This is a genomic window from Methylosinus sp. C49, from assembly GCF_009936375.1.
Taxonomy (GTDB): domain Bacteria; phylum Pseudomonadota; class Alphaproteobacteria; order Rhizobiales; family Beijerinckiaceae; genus Methylosinus.
Window position 1 is genome coordinate 2842704 of record NZ_AP022332.1, and the last position, 21776, is coordinate 2864479.

A 21776-nucleotide genomic window follows, 5' to 3' on the forward strand; every position below is an offset into this window, starting at 1 on the left:
CGACGCCGCCGTCAGGCGGTGGCGTCGTCCTGATGCCGGCGATGGCCTTCGCCCTGGTGATGGCCCTCGGCGTGAGGATGGTCTTCGGCGTGGTGGTGACGCCGACGCGCCTCCTCATAGTCTTCCTCGAACTCATCGTCGCGGTCGCGCGCATGATGGCGATGACGACGGCGGCCGGTCACTCCACGGAACACCGCCCGAGCCAAACCGCGCAGCGGCGAGGTCAAGCGGCTCACATCCTCGATCCGCTCGATCACCGCCTCGCTGCGCGAGAGCTCGCGGTCGAGCGCGGCCTTGGTGCGACAGAGCTCGACGTCGCGATCGTCGAACCAGGTCCCGAGCACGCGCCACCAGGCGATGGCGAGGCCCTGCAGCTTCAACGCGCCGAGCGCGCCTTCGCTGTCTATGTCGGCGGCCTCCAGCATGAAGCGCATGGAATTGACCGTCTCGCGGTTGAGCGCGGCCGCCGCCAGCGGATCGGTCGAGGCCCATTGCGACACCGATTCCAGCGCATTGCGATAGGGCTCCAGCGCCTCGAGACGGCGCAGCAGCACCTCATAGAGCCGCTCCTTGGCGGGCTCCGAGGCGTAGCGGCCGGAAAAATCCTCCAGCACTTGCCGGTCGATCTTGCGCGAGAAAGCCGCGAGCACGGCGCCTTTGGAGGGAAAGCTGTCGCGGAAATCCGCGAGCGAGACATCGGCGTCCTGGGCAATGTCGGAGATGGCGATATCCTCGAAGGCGCGGCGCGCCGCCAGCCGCATCAAGGATTCGACGATACGGTCGCGGACCGAGCCGCTTCCATTGCCCGTTTCGTTGGTCTTGCCGCTCGTCGCCATCGCCGCCTCCTCACATCGCTCGAAGCCAGCCGCTTCCAAGTTAATTTAGGGTGATTTCGCCAAATCGGAAGCGCCTCGCGCCGCTCAGCCGGACAATTCCCCGGCCCGCCGCTTCGCCGCGGCGACCGCGCGCTCCAGCAGCGGCGCGAGGCCGTCGCCCGCCATCAGAACCTCGAGCGCAGCGGCGGTGGTGCCGGCGGGCGAAGTGACGTTCTGACGAAGCGTCGCCGGCATCGTATCGGCGCTCTGCCGCAATAATTCGCCGGCGCCAGAAACGGTTGCGCGGGCGAGCCGCGCCGCCGTCACCTCCGGCAGGCCGGCTTCGATCCCCGCTCGGGTGAGGCATTCGACGAAATAGAAGACATAGGCCGGACCGGAGCCGGACACGGAAGTCACGGCGTCGACCAGCGGCTCGCTCTCCACCCAAACCACCTCGCCGACGGCGGCGAGCAGAGCCTCGGCCAGCGCGTGATTCTCCGCATCGACGGCGGGCGCGGCGAAGGCGCCGGTGATTCCGCGGCCGATGGCGGCCGGCGTGTTGGGCATTGCGCGCACGAAAAGCCGCGCCTGCGGCAGCCGCGCGGAAAGATCGGCGACGCGCTTGCCGGCGAGAATGGAGACGATGAGCGTGTCTGCGCCGGCTTCTCCCACGATCGTCGGCGCAACCTGATCCAGCGCCTGCGGCTTGATGGCCAGCAGAAGCGCGCGCGGGGCCTCGCGATGTTCGGGATTGAGGCGAAAGCCGCGTTCCTGCGCGAGCGAGACGAGCGCCGGCGATGGCTGCGGCTCGACAATGGTCACACCCGCGCCAGAAAGCCCGCGAGCCGCCCAGCCCTGCAGCAGGGCGAAACCCATTTTTCCGGCCCCGACCAGGGTGATGGAGCGGGGCAGCTCGGCCGCTTCGGCCATTTGGATCACGCTTCTCCCTTGGTCTCGAAGGTCGCGGTCTCGAGCGCCTCCTTGGCGCCCTTGCCGGCCCAGAGCACGAACTGGAACGCCTGATAATAGCGCTCGCAAGTCTCCAGCGCATGGTCCAGCAGAGCGGCGCATTGCGGACCGGAGGGCTGAGCGCCGCCGGTCAGCAGCAGGCCCTGGCGGTGCATGACCACCCCCTCGGTCGGCCAAAGGTCGAAATGGCCGACCCAAAGCTGCTCGTTGATGGTGCGGATCAGCGCCTGCGCCTCGGTGCGGCGGCGCTCCGGCACCCGCAGATCGAAGGCGCAGCTCACATGGAGCGTCTCGAGCTCCGCCAGCCAGGTGAAGGCGACATGATAGTCGGTCCAGCCGCCGGCGACAGAGATGGAAATCTCGTCCTCGGCGTCACGATCGAAGCTCCAGTCGTTGGTGGCCGCCAATTGCTCGACAATGTCGACGGGATGCAGGGGACGGTCGAAGTCTTTGTCAGGTGCGATCAGCATGAGCGAAACCTAATGTGAGGGTCGGCCAGACGAGGGCGACGGACGCTTCTCTCTTCAGAGACGCATACGCTGACTGCGAGCCTCGCGTTCCCATTGCTCGGAAACCGCCGACGATAACGAATCGTCCTGCTCGTTCACTATACTCGAAACGATTGAAATGCCGCCGACTCAACTCTTCGTGGGCGCGAACCTCAAGTGCGTTCGTCGATTTGTCGCACAGTGGTGGATTCGTTCCGGCCGGTCTACAGGCGGCGGGCCGACGTCCACAAGCTGAAGCATTCACGGAACGAAAAACCATGGGACAAGTCTCCGCCGCTCGGCTTGCGCGAAGCTGCGCGATGGCCTTGGAGCTGTTCCGCTTTCGTCTTTCGAGCGCGTCACCCCTCTGATCCGATCGGATGACGCGCTCTATTCTCTATTGGGGCGTGAGTTCTGATCGATCGAAACGCGCGATCAGGGCGTCATGACCACCGGCGTGCCGACGCCGACGCGCTCATAGAGGTCCACGACATCCTCGTTCAGCATGCGAATGCAGCCATAGGAGGCGGCCGTGCCGACCGAGGCGCGCATCTTATTGGTGGTGCCGTGGATTGCCACCTGGTTGCGGTCGAGCGTCAGGGCGCGGACGCCCATCGGATTATGCGGCGAGCCGCCATGGATGAAATTGGGTAGCTCGGGATGGTCGTGCTTGACCACCGCCGGCGGAACCCAATCAGGATTCACATATTTCCCGTCGATATGGGCGTAGCCGGACCATTCCTTGCCGGCCTTGGGCACGGCGACCGGATAGCGAATGGCGGTGCCATCCCCATTGACCAGGAACAGGCTGCGCTGGCGGGCGCTGATGACCACAGTGCCCGCCTGGACCGGGGCGCTGTAGGAGACGACATTATGCGCCGCGCTCGCCGCCCCCGGCAGAGCGAGGCCGCCGGCGAACGCCGCCGCAGCCGTGAAACGCGAAATACGCTGACGAAACGAAATGCACATGACTCACCTTCTCCGAATGGCCGGCGTCGCATTCGAACATGTCGCGCATTCTAGCTCGGGCCATATTCCGCGCCAGCCATCCCATAGTTGCGGTTACGGTTTAACACTAAGATTTCCTTACCTGTCTCGCTAAAGCGCGACAAATGCCGAGAAATCCCCGCCTTATTTCGGCCGCCTCGTTTCCGGCGCGCAGGGCGGCGGTTGCGCGGAGCGCGCGTTCGGGGCATGACGGAGCATGGAGAAAGAACAGCGAGCGCCGGCGATCTTCGATCGCGCTCTGCTGCGTCGCCGGCTGGCGCGGGCCGCGGCGCGCGGCGCGCCAGATTTTCTATTGGCGCGCGCCGCCGATGATCTCGCCGACCGGCTGGCGGGCATTAAGCGCCCCTTCCCCCGCTCGCTCGATCTCTGCACCCCAGCGACGCATTTCGCGCAGACCATCGTCGCCGGCGGGCGCCCCGCGCCGCTGCGGGCCGGGCGTTTCTACGAGGCGGGCGTCGATCTCGTCGCCGAGGAGGAGGCGCTGCCCTTCGCGGCCGAGGTTTTCGACCTGATCGTCTCCGGCTTTGCGCTGCAATGGGTGGACGATCTGCCCGGCGCGCTCGCCCAGGCGCGACGCATGCTGGCGCCGGATGGGCTGTTTCTGGCCTGCTTTCCGGGAGGCGCGAGCCTCATAGAGCTGCGCGCCGCGCTGGCCCAGGCGGAGGACGAGATTTCCGGCGGCGCCAGTCCGCGCGTCTCGCCTTTCGTCGATCTGCGCGATCTCGGCGGGCTGCTGCAGCGGGCGGGCTTCGCCCTGCCGGTCACGGATGTCGATTCCTTCACGCTGCGCTATGATTCCATGTTCGCGCTCTGCGCCGAGCTGCGCGCCATGGGCGCGGCCAATGTGCTGACGCAGCGCTCCCACAAGCCACTGCGGCGCGCCATTCTGCTGCGGGCGGCGGAAATCTACGCGATGCGCTTTTCCGACGCCGACGGCCGCGTGCGCGCGACGATGGAGCTGGTTTGGCTCTCCGGCTGGGCGCCGCATGAGAGTCAGCAGAAGCCGCTGCAGCCGGGCTCGGCGCAAATGCGCCTCGCCGATGCGCTGAAGGCGAAGGACAGTTCGGACTAGCCCGAAGGCTCGCAGTCCCAGGGGGCGCTCGAAACCCGAGCTCGCCGAGCGCTAACGCACTCGAACCTCGACCTCGCGGCGGCGGACCGCCTGCTTCTCCCAATGCCGTTCCTCGACGAAGACGAGACGCGCTCTGCCCGTAACGACGGCCTCGATACGGAAAATGCGCAGGCTGGGGGCGCCGGCGCGCGGCGGCTCCGACTCGTCGCCCGAAGGGGCGAAACCGCCGTCCACGACCCGCACGATGGCTGGATTTTCGCTCGCCTCGCGATCGAAGCGCCAGACATAGCCGGTGGAGGGATTCTCGACGAATTCGATCGTCCGCGTCTCGCCCTTGGTCAGCGACAGACGCCCCTCCCCGGCCTGAACCGCAGATAATTCGAGCAAAATCATCGCGATCGCGACAAGAATCGACTTTGTCATCGTAAAGCCTCGACTGCAATTGCAGCACATCCGATCAGCTCGGCGATCTTCGCCGCAGCCGCGGCGGCGCCATCCTCGCAGCCTATGCGATCGGCGGCCTCGCGGGCCTTCTGCGCATGACGCGCGTCGGCGAGCAGCGCGCCCAGCTCCTTCGTCAGGCGGTCGGCGGCGCAGCGCTCATAGGGCAGCCGCCGCCCGACGCCGAGACGCGCCACTCGAGCGGCATTGTCGTGCTGATCGCCGAAGACGGGGACGACGAGTTGCGGCCGCCCGGCGCGCAGCGCCTGCCCACAGGTTCCCGCGCCGCCGTGATGCACGATCGCCGCAGCCCGCGGGAAGAGCAGCGAATGGCGGATATGGCCGGCGACGAAGAGCTGCGGCGGCAATCCCTCGGCCAGCGCCTCGCGCTCCTCATCGGCAACCAGCAGCACGGCGCGGCGCCCGAGCTGCATCGCCGCGCGGCCGGCGGCGCGGTAGAAATCCGAGCGGGCGCGGACGACGAAGCTGCCCAGCGTCACGACGATCGGCGGCTCGCCCGCGGCGAGAAACTCCGCCAGCCCCGCCGGCAAATCCTCCGCCGCATCGGTGAAGCGATCGTGGAAAGTGTGGCCGGCGACAAGGAGATCGGCCGGATGATCGGGCTGCGGCGGCGCCAGCAGCGGGCTGAGCAGGCCGAGCGTCCCCAACGCATAGGGGCTTCCGGTCAAGAGCGCGCGCCCCCGCCGACGCGGCAGGCCGAGCTCACGCCGCAGCCGCGCGATCGGCCGCCCCTGAAAGGCCAGAAAATGCGTCAGCACGAAGCCGAGCGCCTTATTATAGGCGAGCCCGAGCCCCGAGCGCGGCCGCGCCAGAAAGCGCGAGCGCGGGCCGAGCGGCGGATCATAAGCGGAGAGCAGAAAGAGCGGCGACACCACGCCGTCGAACAGCGGAACGCCGAGCCGCTCCGCCGCGAGCTTGGCCGAGAAGCAGATGCTATGCGCGACGATCGCCGCCGCGCCCTCGCTGGCGGCGGCGACATCCTCATAGCTCTCGCGCAGATAGGGAAAGATAAGCTCGCGGAACATGAAGCCGTCCTCGCGCGCGACACGATCGGCGAGCCTGCCGATATCCATGCCGAGCCGAGCGGCCAGCTCGTCTATATCCGGCCGCATGACGGCGAAGCCGAGCCCCTCGCTCTCGATCCACTCCCGATAAAAGGCGCTGGCGACGAGCACCGGGCGAAAGCCGAGGCGCTTCAGCGCATGCGCGAGCGCCACATAAGGATTGAGGTCGCCGAGCGAGCCGAAGGTCGCTATGACGATTTTCCGCCCGTCTCCCATATCCGCTTCGTTCCCCTCTCCGCCCCATGGAGTCGGCCGGCACGCATGTTATACTGATTTCTTCCCGAGAAAGAGGACCCAGATGACCGCCGCTTCCGCTTCCGATCCCAGGCCATCGCTCGCCGGCGCCACGCGCGCCGAGCTGGCAGATGCGCTGCGCGCCATAGAGATACCGGAGCGCGAGATCAGAATGCGGGTCTCGCAGCTCTGGCATTGGATCTATTTCCGCGGCGCGCGCGAGTTTTCCGAGATGCTCAACATCTCGAAAGTCGTGCGCGCAAAGCTTGCCGAGCGCTTCACGCTCGCGCTGCCTCAAATCGCGGCGGAGCAGGTCTCCACCGACGGCACGCGCAAATGGCTGCTGCGGCTCGATCCTGTCGACGCCAACGACAAAGGCGCGGAGATCGAATGCGTCTATATTCCCGAGAGCGACCGCGGCACCTTATGCGTCTCCAGCCAAGTGGGCTGCACGCTCAATTGCAGCTTCTGCCACACCGGCACGCAAAAGCTGGTGCGCAATCTCTCGACGCGCGAGATCGTCGCGCAGCTTCTCGTCGCGCGCTCGCGGCTCGGCGATTTTCCCGGCCTCGAGCCGCCCACCGACGGGCTCGTGCCCTCGGGGCCGGATGCGCGCGCGGTCTCCAATATCGTCTTCATGGGCATGGGCGAGCCGCTATATAATCTCGAGCAGGTCGAGGATGCGATCGAGATCATGTCCGACGGCGACGGACTGTCGCTATCGAAGCGGCGCATTACCGTCTCCACCTCCGGCGTCGTGCCGCAGATCGAGAAGCTCGGCGCCGAATGCGGGCCTATGCTGGCGATCTCGCTGCACGCCGTGCGCGATCCGCTGCGCAATGAGCTGGTGCCGCTCAACAAGAAATATCCGATCCGCGAATTGCTCGACGCCTGCCGCGACTATCCCGGCGCCTCCAATGCCCGGCGCATCACCTTCGAATATGTGATGCTGAAGGGCGTCAACGACAGCCCGGCGGAGGCGCGCGAATTGGTGCGGCTGCTGAAGGGCATTCCGGCCAAGATCAATCTGATCCCCTTCAACCCCTGGCCGGGCGCGCCTTATGAATGCTCCGATTGGGAGACGATCGAGCGCTTCTCCGACATCGTGTTCAACGCCGGCTATGCGAGCCCGGTGCGCACGCCTCGCGGCCGCGACATACTCGCGGCCTGCGGTCAGCTGAAGAGCGAGACCGAGAAGCTGCGCGCAAGGGCGCGGCTCGCGGTGGAGTGAGCCGAGCCGGAGCCGTCAGCCGAGCAGCCGGCGCAGCGCCTCCGCGCTGTTGACGGGGCCATTGGCCGGCGCGCCCTTATTGGCGAGCTTGTCGAGCGTGATGAGGATCTTCGTCAGCTTGTCCTGCATCAGATTGACGTCATTCGCCAATTCGTTGAAGCGATTCTCCAATAGGATGAGATGCCGGCCGAGCGCCCGCGTGTTGGGCGAGCCGTCCGGGCTGGTCTGAACGCCCTGCGTCTGCATGTCGTATTGCTGGAAGACTCGCATGGAAATTCTCCGATTGGTCGCGAGCGGGCCGCGCCGCCGATTGAGAATGGTCAATTCTCTATCGGGCAGAGGATGGCGCGAGCCGGCCTTGCGACAAGGCCGCTCGGAGAATTTCAGCGCCCGCCGCGCACGGCGCGAAAGGCGATGGCGGCGAGAGCGGCGGAGATCAGCACATTCCAATTGCTGAGCGTGAGCGCGAAGATGCGCAGCGCCGGACGATCGCAGCTCACCACTTTCATCTTGTCGAGCGAAGAGCGGAAATCGTCGAAGGAGCCGGCCTTGCTCAGCGCGCCCGTGCATTCGGAGGGGCCGGGAAAGAGCTTCAGCTCGACGCCGGAATGATAGAGCGCCAGCGCCGTTCCCGCCGCGAACAAAAGCCCGAGCAGCGCCAGAGCGACGCGCGCGGCGCCCTCCCCGCCCCGCTGCAGCGCTATGGCCGCAAAGGCGGCGAGCGGAATGCCGGCGTAATAGGGAATGCGCTGCTTCAGGCACAGCTCGCAGGGGGCGAAGCCCATCGCCTCGATGATCCAGGCGCCACCGATGGTGGCGACGGCGACGCCGAGAACGGCCAGCGCCGCGCGTTGTCGCGTGGAGAGCAGCGCCGCTATCACAGGAATTTCGCCGCGACGACGAAGCCGACGACGACGATCGCCGCCATGCCGCCGATGAACAGGCCGAAATGCGCCTCCAGCTTGTCGCGCAGAAAATCGCCGAAATGATTGATGGCGGCGGCGAGGATGAAGAAGCGCAGGCCGCGCGTCACCAGCGAGAGCGCGAGAAACAGGCCGAAATTATAATCCATCAGCCCAGAGACGATGGTGACGAGCTTATAGGGAATGGGCGTCAGCCCCTTCACCAGAATGAAGAGCGCGCCCCATTGCGCGTAGAATGCGCGCAGCGCCTCCATTTTGGCGGCGTAGCCATAGAGATCGATGAGCCAGAGGCCGATCGTGTCGTAGAACAGCGCGCCTATGGCGTAGCCGAGCGCGCCGCCGGCCACGGAGGCCACGGTGCAGATGCCGGCATAGAGCCAGGAGCGCTTGGGCTCGGCCAGCGACATGGGCAGGAGAATCACATCCGGCGGAACCGGGAAGAAGGAGCTTTCCGCAAAAGCTATGGCGCCGAGCGCGAAAGGCGCATGCCGGCTGCCGGCGAGCGACATGGTCCAGTCGTAGAGCTTTTTGATCATTTTCCAACCGGTTCTAAGGGCGAAGCGCCCCTCGCTTACCATCTCGCGGCGCCGGAGGCGAGGCTGGCCGCGCATCGGCCGTGCGAAACGCGCAAGCTCGCCTTGACGGAGGCTTCGGCCCGGCTAATATCCGCGCCGCGACGCCGGCCCCGCCGGCCCGCGCCCCTGTGGCGGAATTGGTAGACGCGCTCGACTCAAAATCGAGTTCCGCAAGGAGTGCTGGTTCGACTCCGGCCAGGGGCACCAATAGCCTAATAATTCAAGTAGATAGAACCGCGCCCGCATCTCAATAATGCGGCGGCGGTCGCTCCGGCGCGTCGCGGTGGCCGAGCGTCTGGAACTCCTCGCGCAGGCGGGCGATCTGCCGCTCCAACGTGTCGATCCGTCGCCATTGCGAGGCGATGACGTCGTTCAGCTCGGCGACGGTCTTGTCCTGATGCGCGAGCGCCGTCTCCAAGGCGACGAGACGAGAGGACAAATCCGAAAGCTCACCGCTCATGAGGGCTCCATTGCGCCGCGCGTCCCATCGGCCGGCGCGCGCATCCAAGCTTCGATCGCGCGGAAAGACAAGAGCTCCGTTCCGCCGCGGCCCTCGTCACCTCAATCCGCCGCCAACGCCTTCAGCGTCTGCAGCGCCACGGAGGTCGCGGAGGAGCGGCTGTCGACGCCGAGCTTCACGAAAATGCGCTCCAAATGCTTATGCACCGTGCGAGGCGAGATGCAGAGAATCTCGGCTATGTCGTGATTCGACTTGCCGCGCGCGAGCCAGCTCAGCACCTCCGCCTCGCGCAGCGTCAGCGCGAATTTCTGGGCCAGAAGCGCCTCGTCGCTGACGCTCTGCGGCTCGGTCAGGCGAAACAGCAGCTCGTCGCCGCCGATCTCGCAGAGAAAGGAGATGGCGACCGGCCCCGCCGCCGCGGACGCATCATGGTCGCGGCGTTCGGCCGCTTCGCGCAACAACGCCGCAAAAGCCTCCGGCGGCTGCGAGCGCAAAATCTCGAAGGGGCCGAGACGCGCCGCGAGAAGATCGGCCGCCTGCGGCGTGCACCAGAGCAGGCGTCCGTCGCGATCCGTGGCCAGGAGATGGCGCCCCGTCGCGTCCAGCGCCACGCGTGCGCCGAAGGCGGCCTTGGCGTTGGAGACGTGAATGCGAATGCGGGCGACGAGCTCCTCTATGATGACCGGCTTCACCACATAATCGACGCCGCCCGCCTCGAGCCCCATGAGCACATGGCTCGTGTCCTTGAGTCCGGTGAGGAAGATCACCGGCAGATGCGCGAAGCGCGGATTCTGCTTTATGCGCCGGCAGGTCGCAAAACCGTCGAGGCCGGACATCACCGCGTCGAGCACGACGACATTCGGCGCCACGCGCTCGAGCAGGGCCAGCGCCGCCTCGCCATTGGTGGCGGCGAGCGCGGTGAAATCGGCGCGCTCCAGCGCCTCGACGAGCAGGCTCAGCTCGTCGCGATTATCGTCGACGACAAGCGCCGTGTCGCGCTGGCGCAGATCAGCCGACATGCTCGACCTCCTGCGTCAATGCGGCCTCGAGCGTCTGCGCCAGCTCCTCGAACTCGAAATTCTGCGCCATGGCGCGCAATTGGGCGATCGCGGCAGCGCGCTCCGGCGCCGCGGCCTCTATCTCGCGCAGCGCCGCCTCTATGCCGCGGCTATGGCCGACGCGGCAGAGATGCAGCAGCTTCTCGACGCTCTCGCGCGGCAAAGCGAGCGCTGCCGGCGCGAAAGGCTCCGCTCCGGGCGTGGCGCGCGCCGCGACATAGAACCAATCGAGCCCAAGCAGATTGCCGATGCGATCCAGCATTTCGGAAAATTCGATCGGCTTCACCAGAAAATCATCATGCGGCGAATCGGGGCCGCGCCGTTCCATCAGCTCATGGGCGTTGGCGGAGACCATCATGATCGGCGTCTCCGGCCCGAGCGCGTCGCGCAGACGTCGCGCCGCCTCCCAGCCGTCCATGCCCGGCATTGCGATATCGAGCATGACGAGATCGGGATTGCGCTCGATGGCGAGCGCCACGCAATCAGCGCCATTGGAAGCCGTCAGCACGTCGAAGCCGAGCCCGCCCAGCGATTGGCGCATCACATCGATATGCGTCGCCGTGTCGTCGGCGACGAGTATGGTTTTGCGCGCCCCGGCATAGCCGCGAATCTGTGGCGGCTGCTGCCCCTCCTCCGGCGACGTCGCGGCGGTGAGATAAAGACGCACGACAAAGCGGCTGCCGCGCCCGACCTCGCTCTCGACGCGCATCTCGCCGCCGATGATCTGCGTCAGCAGCTTGGTGATGGTGAGGCCGAGGCCAGTGCCGGGAATGGCGGAAACCGCCGCCATGCGGCCGCGCTCGAAGGGCGCGAAAATGCGCTGCATATCCTCCGGCATGATGCCGATCCCCGTGTCCTCGACGATGAATTCCGCAATGTCGTTGCGATAGGAGACCTTCAGCCCGGCATGGCCGCGCTCGGTGAATTTCACGGCGTTGGAGACGAGATTGATGAGGATTTGCCGCAGGCGCTTCCTGTCGGTGCGCACATAGCGCGGCAGATCTGGGCTGCGCTCATAGCGGAAGGCGACGCCTTTGGCCGCCGCCTGCAGGCGAAACATGTCGACGAGCTGGTCCAGCGTCTCGTCGATGCGGAAGATGTCGCGCGCCACATCGAGCGAGCCGGTCTCGATCTTGGCGACGTCGAGCAATCCGTCGATGAGATTGGTGATGTGCTCCGTGCTGCGGCGGATGACGCGCACCGCGTCCTGCGGGCGATCGGTGGCGTCGCGCTCCAGCAATTGCGCATAGCCGTTGATGGCGTTGAGCGGCGTGCGTATCTCGTGATTGAGCCCCGCTATGAAACGCGTCTTGGCGATATTGGCCGCCTCCGCCGCCTCCTTGGCGCGTTGCAGCTCGGCGTCGGTGCGCTCGTGAGCGGTGATCTCCTCCTGCAGAATTTCCGTCTGGCGGCGCGTCTCCTCTTCCGCCACGCGGCGGCTCTCCTGCGCGAGCACCAATGTCCAGGCGGCGACGCCCATGACGAGCAAGAGGCCGACGAAGACGATCTCCAGCGTCGTGCGAATGATCGGCCGCGCCGACGGGCCGACGACGGCGGCGTATTGGAAATAGATCGCGCCGAGGATCGCCGCGCTCGTCACTGCGAGCAGACCGAGCACGACGAGAAAACGGCCGGCGCGCGTCGAGAAGAAGGGCAGCGAGAATCTCGGCAAAAGAGCGGAGAAAAGCGCGCGCGCCTGCGCGGCGAGCCGCGCCTGCGGCTTGCAGGCGTCCTTGCAGCGCATGTCCAGCGAGCAGCACAGCGAGCAGATCGCCGCGCCATAGGCCGGGCAGGACGCCATGTCATGCGGCTCGAACTCGTTCTCGCAGATCATGCAGCGCATGGGCTCGCGGAAGACGGTCTGCGGGCGCGCGATATAATAGCGCCCGCCGGTGGCGTAGGCGATGAGCGGCGCGAGCGAGAAAGCGACGACGAAGCCGATGAGCGCCGACAGCGGCTGCAGAGTGTCGCCGAGCAGACCATAGAGCGCCGCCGTCGAGACGATGAGCGAGCCGAGCATGGCGCCGCAGCCGACAGGATTGACGTCATAGAGATAGGCGCGGCGAAACTCGATCTGCGGCGGGCTCAGCCCGAGCGGCTTGTCGACGACGAGATCGGCGGTCAGAGCGCCGATCCAGGCGACCGCGAAATTGGAATAGAAGGCCAGAATGCTGTCGATGACATGGCTGACGCCGAACTCCATCAACAATAGCGCCAGAGTGACGTTGAACACCAGCCAGACGACGCGGCCGGGATGGTTGTGCGTGATGCGCGAGAAGAAGTTGGACCAGGCGATGGAGCCGGCGTAGGCGTTGGTGACATTGATCTTCGTCTGGCAGACGACGACGAAGAGCCCGGTGAGCGCCAGCGCGAGGCCGGGCGAATGGACGAGGCTCGAGAAGGCAAGATAATAGATCTCGCTCGGCTGCGCCGCGCGCTCGGGCGAGACGCCGAGCGACAAGGCTTGATAGGCGAGAAACGAGCCGGCCGCGAGTTTGGCGACGCCGATCAAAACCCAGCCCGGCCCGGCCGCGAAGAGCGCGAAGCGCCAGCTGCGCGCGCCGATGCGCGCAGTCGTCGGCAGAAAGCGCAGATAATCCACCTGCTCGCCGATCTGCGGCAGCAGCGACAGCAGGATCGAGGCGGAAAGGCCGAAGAGCCTCAGATCGAAGGAGCCGTCCAGCGCGCCGGCGGCGCCGGGAAAGGACATCCAGCCGGAGATCGCCGGCGCCCCGACCACGATCGAGTAGGCGAAAGGCGCGATTTGCAGCACCAGCCAGATCGGCTGCGTCCACAGCTGATAGCGGCTGATGAAGCGAATGCCGAGCGCGGCGATGGGCAATATTGCGAGCGAAGAAATTGCGTAAGCGAGGCCGAGCGGAACGCCGAGGCACATTTGCAGCGCATCGGCCATGATCGTCGCCTCAATGGCGAAGAGGATGAAAGTGAAGCAGGCGTAGATCAGCGAGGTGACGGTGGAGCCGATGTAGCCGAAGCCGGCGCCGCGCGTCAGCAGATCCATGTCGACGCCATATTTGGCCGCGTAATGGCCGATCGGCAGGCTGGCGAGAAAGATCAGCGCGCCGACGGCGAGGATCGCCGCCATTGCGTTGGTGAAGCCGAACATCAGCGTGACGCCGCCGCCCAGCGCCTCGCAGGCGAGAAAGGAAATCGCCCCGAGCGCTGTGTTGGCGACTCGCCAAGGCGTGAAGCGGCGCGCCGCTTCCGCCGTGTAGCGCAGCGAATAATCCTCGAGCGTCTGGTCCGCGACGAACTTGTTGTAGGTCCGACGGACCGGGAAAATTCGCTGCTGCTCGCGCATGCTCACTTTACGTTGGGGCGTCGCCCGCGTCAGACCGGCCGAGGCTCGCCCGCCGGTCGCCAGCCCTGCGCCTCGAGACAGTCTAGCATGGGCTTGCTCAGGATCGTCGTCGAAGGCGGCGGCGACACCAGCGTCGGCCGCTCGGACTCGCCGAGCTTCTTCACGCAGGCGTCTGTGGCTTTCTTCAGGCCGCCCATATCGCCGCCGATGTTCCACCACATGTCGACGGCGTAGCGCTGCTCGGCGATCGGCGCCGCCGCCTGCGCCTTATGGCTTTTCGACGAAGCGTTCGCCTGTCCGACCGCGACGACGAGCGCGAGCGCTCCCGCGGTCAATCCAAAAATATCCAATGCCGTGGTCTTGCGCATTCGCCTCACTCCCCCGGGCCGGCGAATCCCCTGCCGGCTCTCATGCCCTATTCGACGACTTGGCGCGAACGGAGCAATACGCATTTCAGCGTATTCCTACCTAGGGGTTGGCGCGACTAGTCCTTGACGTGACGAAACCGGCGCGAATCGCCGGGGGGACGACACGAGGGGGACAGATGAACCAATCCCACGAAGCACTTACGGCGCGAAGGACGGCGCGCCGTCGGTCCAAGCTCGCGGCCAAGGCCGCGCCGACGCTCGCCTTGGCGGTCTGTTGTCTGATGGGGGATCAGGCGGCGCAGGCCCGTGTGGTGGTTCCGTTCGGCGACGATCAATGGGTCAGCGTCGGCTTCGGCCTGCGTCCCTTCTTCAGCGATGTGACGCGCAACCACGCAGCGGGAACCAATCCCGACCGCGTCGACCTCGAGAGCTTCCGCATCTTCTCCTCGGCGTCCTTCAATCAATATCTGAAGGCGACCTTCAACACGGAAGTCTCCAGCAACAATACGATCCAGGTGCTCGACGGCTATGGCCAGTTCGAGCCGCTGGACGAGATCAACGTCTGGGGCGGCCGCATGCTGCCGCCGAGCGACCGCGCCAATCTCGACGGTCCCTATTATCTGCTCGGCTGGTCATATCCCGGCGTCGTCTCGCGCTATCCCGGCAAGGTCTCCGGCCGCATGGACGGCGGCACGGTCTGGGGCAAGCTGTTCGAGAAACGCCTCACCTATTCATTCGGCGTCTATGACGGCCACAATCAAATCATCGGCGCATCCAACCAATCCGGCAACCCGCTGTTCGCCGGCCGCCTCAATCTCAATCTGCTCGATCCCGATCCCGATCCCGCTTATTACACCAGCAGCACCTATTTCGGCGGCGCAGATGTGCTGGCGATCGGCGTCGCGGCGCAATATCAGCAGGACGGCGTCGGCAATCAGCTCCAGCGCGCCGACTTCACCGCCTGGAACGTCGACGTTCTCTTCGAGAAGAAGCTCGGCGAGTTCGGCGCGGCGACCTTCGAGGGCGCCTATTACCGCTACTACACACATGGCGTGAACGACGTCGCCACCAATTTCAACAACGCCCGCTCGACCGATCTCGTCGGCGGCATTCGCCCCGGCGAAGCCTATATGGTCGGCGCCGGCTATCTCATCCCTTACGTGATCGGATGGGGCCGCTTCCAGCCTTACTTCCGCTACCAATCCTTCCGCGACACGCTCGCCGCGACATGGGAGCGTCAATACGACATGGGCGTCTCCTATGTGATCGACGGACACAATCTGCGCATCACGGCCAATTACGCGATCAACCAATTCACCGCGCGCAAGGACATCGACAAGTTCATCCTCGGCGTTCAGATCCAGTTCTGAGCGCGGCGCGACCTATCCGACCTGGGAGAGAGACGAATGAAACGTAGAGTTCTGGTGAAGAGCCTCGGCATGCTCGCCGCAGGCGCGTTGCTCGCGTCGACCGCGCTCGTGCCGGCGCGCGCGGAGGATAAAGGGCCGATCAAGGTCGGCATTCTGCATTCTCTCTCCGGCACCATGGCCATCAGCGAGACCGTTCTGAAGGACACGGCGTTGATGGCGATCGAGGAGATCAACGCCAAGGGCGGCGTGCTCGGCCGCAAGCTCGAGCCCGTCGTCATCGATCCGGCCTCCAACTGGCCGCTCTTCGCCGAAAAGGCGCGCCAACTGCTCGCTACCGACAAGGTCGCCGTCGTCTTCGGCTGCTGGACCTCGGTGTCGCGCAAATCTGTGCTGCCAGTGTTCAAGGAGCTGAACGGCCTCTTGTTCTATCCGGTGCAATATGAGGGCGAGGAGCTCGAGAAGAACGTCTTCTACACGGGCGCGGCGCCGAACCAGCAGGCCATTCCCGCGGTCGAATATCTGATGAGCAAGGCCGGCGGCGGCGCCAAGCGCTTCGTGCTGCTCGGCACCGATTACGTCTATCCGCGCACGACCAATAAGATCCTGCGCGCCTTCCTCCATTCCAAGGGCGTCGCCGACGCCGACATAATGGAGGAATACACGCCCTTCGGTCACAGCGATTATCAGACGATCGTCGCCAACATCAAGAAATTCGCCTCTGGCGGCAAGACGGCGGTGGTCTCGACGATCAATGGCGACTCCAACGTGCCCTTCTACAAGGAGCTGGGCAACGCCGGGCTCAAGGCGACGGAAGTTCCGGTCGTCGCTTTCTCGGTCGGCGAGGAGGAGTTGCGCGGCGTCGACGCCAAGCCGCTCGTCGGCCATCTCGCCGCGTGGAATTATTTCATGTCGCTGAAGAACCCCGCCAATACGGAGTTCAAGAAGAAATGGGCCGCCTACGCCAAAGCGCATGGCGTCGCCAACGCCGACAAGCCGCTGACCAATGATCCGATGGAGGCCACCTACATCGGCGTCAATCTGTGGAAGCAGGCGGTCGAGAAGGCCAAGACCACCGACGTCGATAAGGTGATCGCCGCCGTCGGCGGTCAGAAGCTCGAGGCTCCATCGGGCTTCACCGCAGAGATGGATGCGAAGAACCACCATCTCCACAAGCCGGTGTTCATCGGCGAAGTGAAGGCGGACGGCCAGTTCAATGTCGTGTGGAAGACGCCCGGCCCGGTGCGCGCGCAGCCCTGGAGCCCCTTCATTCCCGGCAATGACAAGAAAAAGGACGAGCCGGACACGCATTGACGAATAAAAGCGGGCGGCCCGGCGATCGGGCCGCCCGATGCGGCTTGAAATGGAGCGTTGAAACTTGCGTATGCTCAGACTTATCGTCGGACTGCTGCTGGCGATATCCGTCGCGCCGGCCATGGCGCTCGACCGCGAGACCATCGCCCAGCTAACCGGCGGCGATCCCGACGAGCAGCACAGGGCGCTCGACGCCGCCGCCGCGCGCGGCGATCTCTCCGCCATCCCCTTTCTGCGCGATCTCCTCGCCGACCGCGTGAAGCTCTCCGGCGACAAGGCGTTCATCGTCGATGGCGACAAGGCCGTGGACGCGCTGGAGCGCACGCCCGCCGAGCTTCCCGCCGACGCCGAGGACGCCTCGACCAGCAATAGCCTGCGTCTCGCGATAGAGGAGACGATCGCGCTGATCGAGCTCGCCTCGCCCGATCACGGCGCCCGCCTAGATGCGGTGAAGCGGCTGCAGAGCGCCGATCTCGACGACGCCCGCGTCTCGCTGCTCGCCAAAGCAGAACAAAAGGAACGCGACGCCGGCGTGCGCGACGCGCTGCGCCAAATGCGCGCGCTCGGTGAATTGCAGAGCGCCGATCGCATGCAGCGCCTTGCCGCCGCGCAGGCGCTGCGCACCGCCATCTCCGGCCGCGTGCGCGAGGCGCTGAAGACGCGCCTCGCCACCGAGGAAGACGGCGAGGTGCGCGTCGCGCTGACGCGCTCGCTGCGCAATGTCGAGTCGAGCCTCGCCATCGGCGAGAATCTCGGCGTCGTCTTCTCCGGCCTCAGCCTCGGCAGCATATTGCTGCTCGCCGCGCTCGGTCTCGCCATCACTTACGGGCTGATGGGCGTCATCAATATGGCGCATGGCGAGATGATGATGATCGGCGCCTATGCGACCTATGTCGTGCAAAATTTCTTCCGCGCGCATCTGCCCGATTATTTCCAATGGTATCTCGCCGCCGCCGCGCCGGTCGCCTTCCTCGTCGCCGCTCTCGTCGGCGTCGCAATAGAACGCACAGTGATCCGCTTTCTCTATGGCCGCGCGCTGGAGACATTGCTCGCCACCTGGGGCGTCAGCCTCATATTGATGCAGGGAGTGCGCAGCCTGTTCGGCGCGCAGAATGTGCAGGTGGAAAACCCCGCCTGGATGTCCGGCCGCGTCTTCGTCACCGATAATCTCGAGCTGCCCTATAATCGCATCGTCATACTGATCTTCTCGGTCGGCGTGCTGCTGCTGGTCTCCTTCCTGCTGGCGCGAACGCGCCTCGGCCTCTTCGTGCGCGCGGTCACGCAGAATCGCGGAATGGCGCGCTGCGTCGGCGTCGATTCCGCCCGCATCGACACAATGGCCTTCGCGCTCGGCTCCGGCCTCGCCGGCCTCGCGGGCGTCGCGCTATCGCAGGTCGGCAATGTGGGGCCGGATCTCGGCCAACATTATATCGTCGACAGCTTCATGGCGGTGGTGCTCGGCGGCGTCGGCCAGCTCGCGGGCGCCGTCTACGCCGCGCTCGGATTGGGCGTCGCCGGCAAGATTCTCGAGAATATGGCCGGCGCCGTGCTCGCGGAGATCGCTCTGCTGATCTTCATCGTCGTCTTCATACAAAAGCGTCCGCAGGGCCTGTTCGCGCTCGGCGGCCGGCAGGCCGATTGAGTTAAAGACATGCTCTACATCCCGCCTGCCCCATCGCTCTCCACGCGGCTCTTCGGCCTCGGCGGCTGGCTCGGCTTCGCAGCCGCCGCGCTCGCGATCTTCATCGCCGCGCCGCTCGCCAATCTCGTCGCGCCGGAGGGCTCCCTCCTCCATCTCTCCGACGCCTCGGTCGCGCTCATCGGCAAGCTTTTCTGCTACGCCATGCTGGCGCTCGCCATGGATCTCGTCTGGGGATATGCCGGAATCCTCAGCCTCGGCCATGGCATTTTCTTCGCGCTCGGCGGCTACGCCTTCGGCATGTATCTGATGCGCCAGATCGGTCAGGACGGCAGCTATCATTCCGATCTGCCGGATTTCATGGTCTTCCTCGATTGGAAGGCCTATCCCTGGTTCTGGTCCTTCACCGATCATTTCGCCTATTCTGCCGCGCTCGCCATTCTCGCGCCGGCGACGCTCGCCTTCGTCTTCGGCTATTTCGCCTTTCGCTCGCGCATCAAAGGCGTCTACTTCTCCATCATCACCCAGGCGCTCACCTATGCGATGATGCTGCTCTTCTTCCGCAACGAGACCGGCTTCGGCGGCAACAACGGCTTCACCGATTTCAAGCGCATATTGGATTATCCGCTGGCGACGCCGGGAACGCGCATGATCCTCTTTACGCTGACCGGGGCCTTTCTTCTCGCGCTCATTCTCGTCTCGCGCTTTCTCGTCTCCAGCAAATTCGGCCGCGTGCTCACGGCGATCCGCGAGGCGGAGAGCCGCGTGATGTTCTGCGGCTATGACACGCTCTCCTACAAGCTCGCGATCTGGACCTTCTCGGCCGCGATCTGCGGACTCGCCGGCGCGCTCTATGTGCCGCAGGTCGGCATCATCAATCCGAGCGAAATGTCGCCGGCCGCCTCGATCGAGATCGCCATATGGGCGGCGGTCGGCGGGCGCGGCACGCTGATCGGCCCGCTCATCGGCGCCTTTCTCGTCAATGGCGCGAAGAGCTTCTTCACCGCCGCCATTCCCGAATATTGGCTGTTCTTCTTAGGACTCCTCTTCGTGCTCGTCACTCTGCTGCTGCCCAAAGGCGTCATCGGCCTCTTCGACACGCTGGCCTCCTTCCGCAAGGAGCGCACGCGATGATCGGCGAGCCGGATATCTCCAGCGGCGTCGCGCTCTATCTCGACGATGTGCAGGTCACGTTCGACGGCTATCGCGCGCTGCGCGGTCTCTCTCTGTCGATCGACACGGGCGAGCTGCGTTGCATCATCGGCCCCAATGGCGCCGGCAAGACGACGATGATGGACGTCATCACCGGCAAGACGCGGCCGGATGTGGGAACCGTCTATTTCGGACGCACGCTCGATCTCACCAAAATGAACGAGCCGCAGATCGCCGCCGCCGGCATCGGCCGCAAATTCCAGAAGCCGACCGTCTTCGAGCATTTGACCGTGTTCGAGAATCTCGAGCTCGCCATAAAGGCCGACAAGAGCGTGCGCGCCTCGCTGTTTCGCCGCATCAGCGGCGAGCAGATCGACCGCATCGGCGAATTGCTGGAGACAGTGGAGCTCGCCGACAAGGCCAAGGAGCGCGCCGGCCTGCTCTCGCATGGGCAGAAGCAATGGCTGGAGATCGGCATGCTGCTCGCGCAGCGCCCGCTGCTGCTGCTGCTCGATGAGCCGGTCGCCGGCATGACCGATCACGAGACGAAGCGCACGGCCGAGCTGCTGCTGACGCTCGCGGGAAAGCATTCGATCATGGTGGTGGAGCACGATATGGAGTTCGTCGGCGCCATAGCGCGCAAGGTGACGGTGCTGCACGAAGGCGCCGTGCTCGCCGAAGGCCCGCTCAGCGAGGTGCAGAGCGACGAGCGCGTCATCGAAGTCTATCTGGGGCGCTAGGAACATGCTCGAAATCAGCGGCCTCCATCAATATTACGGCAGCAGCCATATTCTGCGCGATGTCTCCTTCACCGCGCCCAAAGGCGCCTGCACCGTGCTGCTCGGGCGCAATGGCGTCGGCAAGACGACGCTGCTGCGCAGCATAATGGGCGTCACGCCGATCCGCGGCGGCGGCATTCACTTCAATGGCCAGGATATCTCCAAGCTGTCGCCCAATCAGCGCGCCGCGCGCGGCGTCGCCTATGTGCCGCAGGGCCGCGAGATTTTCTCTCGTCTCACCGTGGAGGAAAATCTGCTGATGGGCATGGCGGTGAAGCCGGCGCGCAAAGCCGCCAGAGTGCCGAGCGAAATCTATGAGATGTTTCCCGTGCTGAAGGAGATGCTACGGCGCCGCGGCGGCGACCTCTCGGGGGGCCAGCAGCAGCAGCTCGCCATCGCCCGCGCGCTGGTCTCCGATCCCAAGCTCATCATTCTCGACGAGCCGACGGAAGGCATTCAGCCCTCCATCATCAAGCTCATCGGCGAGGTGATAAAGAGCTTGAGCCGGCGCGGCGATCTCGCCATTCTGCTCGTCGAGCAATATTATGACTTCGGCCGCGAGCTGGCGGATCATTACATGGTCATGTCGCGCGGTCAGATCGTCAAGCGAGGTCTCGGAGCCGATATGGACAAGGACAACATCAGGGATTTCGTGGCGTTGTGAACGGTCCTCAACGCGCGAGGGGCCGAATAGAATTGCGCTATGCGCAAGTTCAGGGAGCGAGCCGGTTGCGACATTTGGCGCAGGAGGCGCCGCTGAGGGCGCTGTTTCCCGCCGTCGAGCCTCATGAGGCGCCCGAGGCGACGATCGTCAACACCGGCGGCGGAGTCGTCGGCGGCGATCACTATGCGCTGGACATAGAGATCGAGGCCGGCGCCGCCTTGACGGTCACGACGCCGGCCGCCGAGAAAATCTATCGCTCCGCCGGCGCGGACGCCGAGATCGTCACGCATCTTCGTTGCGGTGCCGATGCGCAACTCGAATGGCTGCCGCAGGAGACGATCCTCTTCGACGGCGCGCGGCTGCGCCGACGCATCGACATAGAGCTCGCGCCGAGCGCGCGCTTTCTCGGCGTCGAGATCATCCTTTTCGGCCGCCGCGCGAGCGGAGAATGGCTGAGCCATGGCGCCTTGCGCGACGCCTGGATGCTACGCATCGACGGCAAGCCAGTTTGGGCCGACGCAATCGGCCTCGAGGGCGACATGACCGCGCATCGCGAAGATCGCTTCGGGCTCGGCGACGCCGCAGGCTATGCGACGGTTGTCGTCGCCGGGCCAACGGTCGCGGATTTGCTGCCGCTGGCGCGCGACTGCGCGGCCGGCGCCGCAAGCCTCGTCAATGGCATCCTGCTACTGCGCTTTCTCGAGGATGATGCGTCACGGCTGCGCCACATGCTCGTAGAGGCGCTGGCGGCTCTACGGCCGCTCGCCACCGGCGGCCGCGGCGGCGCGCCACGCCTGTGGCTCAATTGAAGA

Annotated in this window: 22 protein-coding genes and 1 tRNA gene; 10 read left to right on the forward strand and 13 right to left on the reverse strand. The window is 65.4% G+C overall.

All coding sequences use genetic code 11. From position 1 onward, the window contains the following. Window positions 1-11: 11 nt before the first annotated feature. The 4 genes from GYH34_RS13465 to GYH34_RS13480 all read right to left on the reverse strand — a co-directional run bounded on the left by GYH34_RS13465 (window position 12) and on the right by GYH34_RS13480 (window position 3241). Entirely contained in the window at window positions 12-836 is an 825-nt protein-coding gene (locus GYH34_RS13465; RefSeq protein WP_161914023.1) for a TetR/AcrR family transcriptional regulator, read from the reverse strand. 84 nt (window positions 837-920) lie between these two features. Beyond that, window positions 921-1745, reverse strand: a complete 825-nt coding sequence (gene proC / locus GYH34_RS13470; RefSeq protein WP_161914024.1) for a pyrroline-5-carboxylate reductase — start codon at window positions 1743-1745, stop codon at window positions 921-923. Between the two features lie 5 nt (window positions 1746-1750). Next, a complete protein-coding gene (locus tag GYH34_RS13475; RefSeq protein WP_024879729.1) occupies window positions 1751-2254 on the reverse strand; it encodes a YbjN domain-containing protein in 504 nt (167 codons plus the stop codon). 453 nt (window positions 2255-2707) lie between these two features. Then, the gene (locus GYH34_RS13480; protein ID WP_161914025.1) at window positions 2708-3241 is read right to left on the reverse strand and encodes a L,D-transpeptidase; all 534 of its coding nucleotides are present in this window, start codon (window positions 3239-3241) and stop codon (window positions 2708-2710) included. Between the two features lie 235 nt (window positions 3242-3476). On the opposite strand from GYH34_RS13480, the gene GYH34_RS13485 reads away from it, so the two are divergent. After that, window positions 3477-4352: a methyltransferase domain-containing protein gene (locus tag GYH34_RS13485; RefSeq protein WP_161914026.1), complete on the forward strand. Its 876-nt coding sequence runs from the start codon at window positions 3477-3479 to the stop codon at window positions 4350-4352. 51 nt (window positions 4353-4403) lie between these two features. Here GYH34_RS13485 and GYH34_RS13490 read toward each other — a convergent pair whose 3' ends face one another. Together GYH34_RS13490 and GYH34_RS13495 are read right to left on the reverse strand one after the other, a co-directional pair. Continuing rightward, entirely contained in the window at window positions 4404-4775 is a 372-nt protein-coding gene (locus GYH34_RS13490) for a protease inhibitor I42 family protein (protein WP_161914027.1), read from the reverse strand. Next, window positions 4772-6094, reverse strand: coding sequence for a nucleotide disphospho-sugar-binding domain-containing protein (locus tag GYH34_RS13495; RefSeq protein ID WP_161914028.1), 1323 nt, complete (start codon window positions 6092-6094; stop codon window positions 4772-4774). The genes GYH34_RS13490 and GYH34_RS13495 overlap by 4 nt, the downstream gene beginning before the upstream one ends. 82 nt (window positions 6095-6176) lie before the next feature. Between GYH34_RS13495 and rlmN the strand changes: the two genes are divergently transcribed. Next, entirely contained in the window at window positions 6177-7343 is a 1167-nt protein-coding gene (gene rlmN, locus GYH34_RS13500) for a 23S rRNA (adenine(2503)-C(2))-methyltransferase RlmN (protein WP_161914029.1), read from the forward strand. Window positions 7344-7358: 15 nt separating this feature from the next. Here rlmN and GYH34_RS13505 read toward each other — a convergent pair whose 3' ends face one another. From GYH34_RS13505 to GYH34_RS13515, 3 genes are all read right to left on the reverse strand, one after another. Continuing rightward, window positions 7359-7613 (reverse strand): hypothetical protein, encoded by a 255-nt coding sequence (locus tag GYH34_RS13505; RefSeq protein WP_161914030.1) that lies wholly within the window; start codon window positions 7611-7613, stop codon window positions 7359-7361. Between the two features lie 113 nt (window positions 7614-7726). Then, a complete protein-coding gene (locus tag GYH34_RS13510; protein WP_161914031.1) occupies window positions 7727-8224 on the reverse strand; it encodes a disulfide bond formation protein B in 498 nt (165 codons plus the stop codon). Beyond that, window positions 8221-8802 (reverse strand): YqaA family protein, encoded by a 582-nt coding sequence (locus tag GYH34_RS13515; protein ID WP_174242407.1) that lies wholly within the window; start codon window positions 8800-8802, stop codon window positions 8221-8223. The genes GYH34_RS13510 and GYH34_RS13515 overlap by 4 nt, the downstream gene beginning before the upstream one ends. Before the next feature lie 161 nt (window positions 8803-8963). Between GYH34_RS13515 and GYH34_RS13520 the strand changes: the two genes are divergently transcribed. Continuing rightward, window positions 8964-9048 (forward strand) — tRNA-Leu (locus tag GYH34_RS13520). Window positions 9049-9088: 40 nt separating this feature from the next. On the opposite strand, the gene GYH34_RS13525 is transcribed toward GYH34_RS13520, so the two are convergent. From GYH34_RS13525 to GYH34_RS13540, 4 genes are all read right to left on the reverse strand, one after another. Next, the gene (locus tag GYH34_RS13525) at window positions 9089-9301 is read right to left on the reverse strand and encodes a SlyX family protein (protein WP_036286739.1); all 213 of its coding nucleotides are present in this window, start codon (window positions 9299-9301) and stop codon (window positions 9089-9091) included. A 101-nt stretch (window positions 9302-9402) separates the two neighbouring features. Then, the gene (locus GYH34_RS13530; RefSeq protein ID WP_161914032.1) at window positions 9403-10320 is read right to left on the reverse strand and encodes a DNA-binding response regulator; all 918 of its coding nucleotides are present in this window, start codon (window positions 10318-10320) and stop codon (window positions 9403-9405) included. After that, window positions 10310-13681, reverse strand: a complete 3372-nt coding sequence (locus tag GYH34_RS13535) for an ATP-binding protein (RefSeq protein ID WP_161914033.1) — start codon at window positions 13679-13681, stop codon at window positions 10310-10312. Before GYH34_RS13535 ends, GYH34_RS13530 begins: the two co-directional genes overlap by 11 nt. 29 nt (window positions 13682-13710) lie before the next feature. Beyond that, window positions 13711-14049: a hypothetical protein gene (locus GYH34_RS13540; protein WP_161914034.1), complete on the reverse strand. Its 339-nt coding sequence runs from the start codon at window positions 14047-14049 to the stop codon at window positions 13711-13713. Between the two features lie 176 nt (window positions 14050-14225). Here GYH34_RS13540 and GYH34_RS13545 point away from each other — a divergent pair, with 176 nt between their 5' ends. The 7 genes from GYH34_RS13545 (at window position 14226) to GYH34_RS13575 (ending at window position 21773) form a co-directional block, all read left to right on the forward strand. Beyond that, complete coding sequence (locus tag GYH34_RS13545; protein ID WP_161914035.1) at window positions 14226-15419, forward strand: hypothetical protein; 1194 nt, start codon at window positions 14226-14228, stop codon at window positions 15417-15419. A 36-nt stretch (window positions 15420-15455) separates the two neighbouring features. Next, window positions 15456-16730 carry an urea ABC transporter substrate-binding protein gene (urtA, locus tag GYH34_RS13550; RefSeq protein ID WP_161914036.1) on the forward strand — a complete coding sequence of 425 codons (1275 nt, stop codon included), beginning with the start codon at window positions 15456-15458 and terminating at the stop codon, window positions 16728-16730. 70 nt (window positions 16731-16800) lie between these two features. Beyond that, the gene (gene urtB / locus GYH34_RS13555) at window positions 16801-18372 is read left to right on the forward strand and encodes an urea ABC transporter permease subunit UrtB (protein ID WP_161915020.1); all 1572 of its coding nucleotides are present in this window, start codon (window positions 16801-16803) and stop codon (window positions 18370-18372) included. A 9-nt stretch (window positions 18373-18381) separates the two neighbouring features. After that, window positions 18382-19503 carry an urea ABC transporter permease subunit UrtC gene (gene urtC, locus GYH34_RS13560; RefSeq protein ID WP_161914037.1) on the forward strand — a complete coding sequence of 374 codons (1122 nt, stop codon included), beginning with the start codon at window positions 18382-18384 and terminating at the stop codon, window positions 19501-19503. Further along, window positions 19500-20261, forward strand: a complete 762-nt coding sequence (gene urtD / locus GYH34_RS13565) for an urea ABC transporter ATP-binding protein UrtD (RefSeq protein WP_161914038.1) — start codon at window positions 19500-19502, stop codon at window positions 20259-20261. The genes urtC and urtD overlap by 4 nt, the downstream gene beginning before the upstream one ends. 4 nt (window positions 20262-20265) lie before the next feature. Beyond that, on the forward strand, window positions 20266-20964 hold the full coding sequence (gene urtE / locus GYH34_RS13570) for an urea ABC transporter ATP-binding subunit UrtE (protein WP_161914039.1): 699 nt from the start codon (window positions 20266-20268) through the stop codon (window positions 20962-20964). A gap of 65 nt (window positions 20965-21029) precedes the next feature. Further along, window positions 21030-21773 (forward strand): urease accessory protein UreD, encoded by a 744-nt coding sequence (locus GYH34_RS13575; protein WP_161914040.1) that lies wholly within the window; start codon window positions 21030-21032, stop codon window positions 21771-21773. Window positions 21774-21776: the final 3 nt, after the last annotated feature.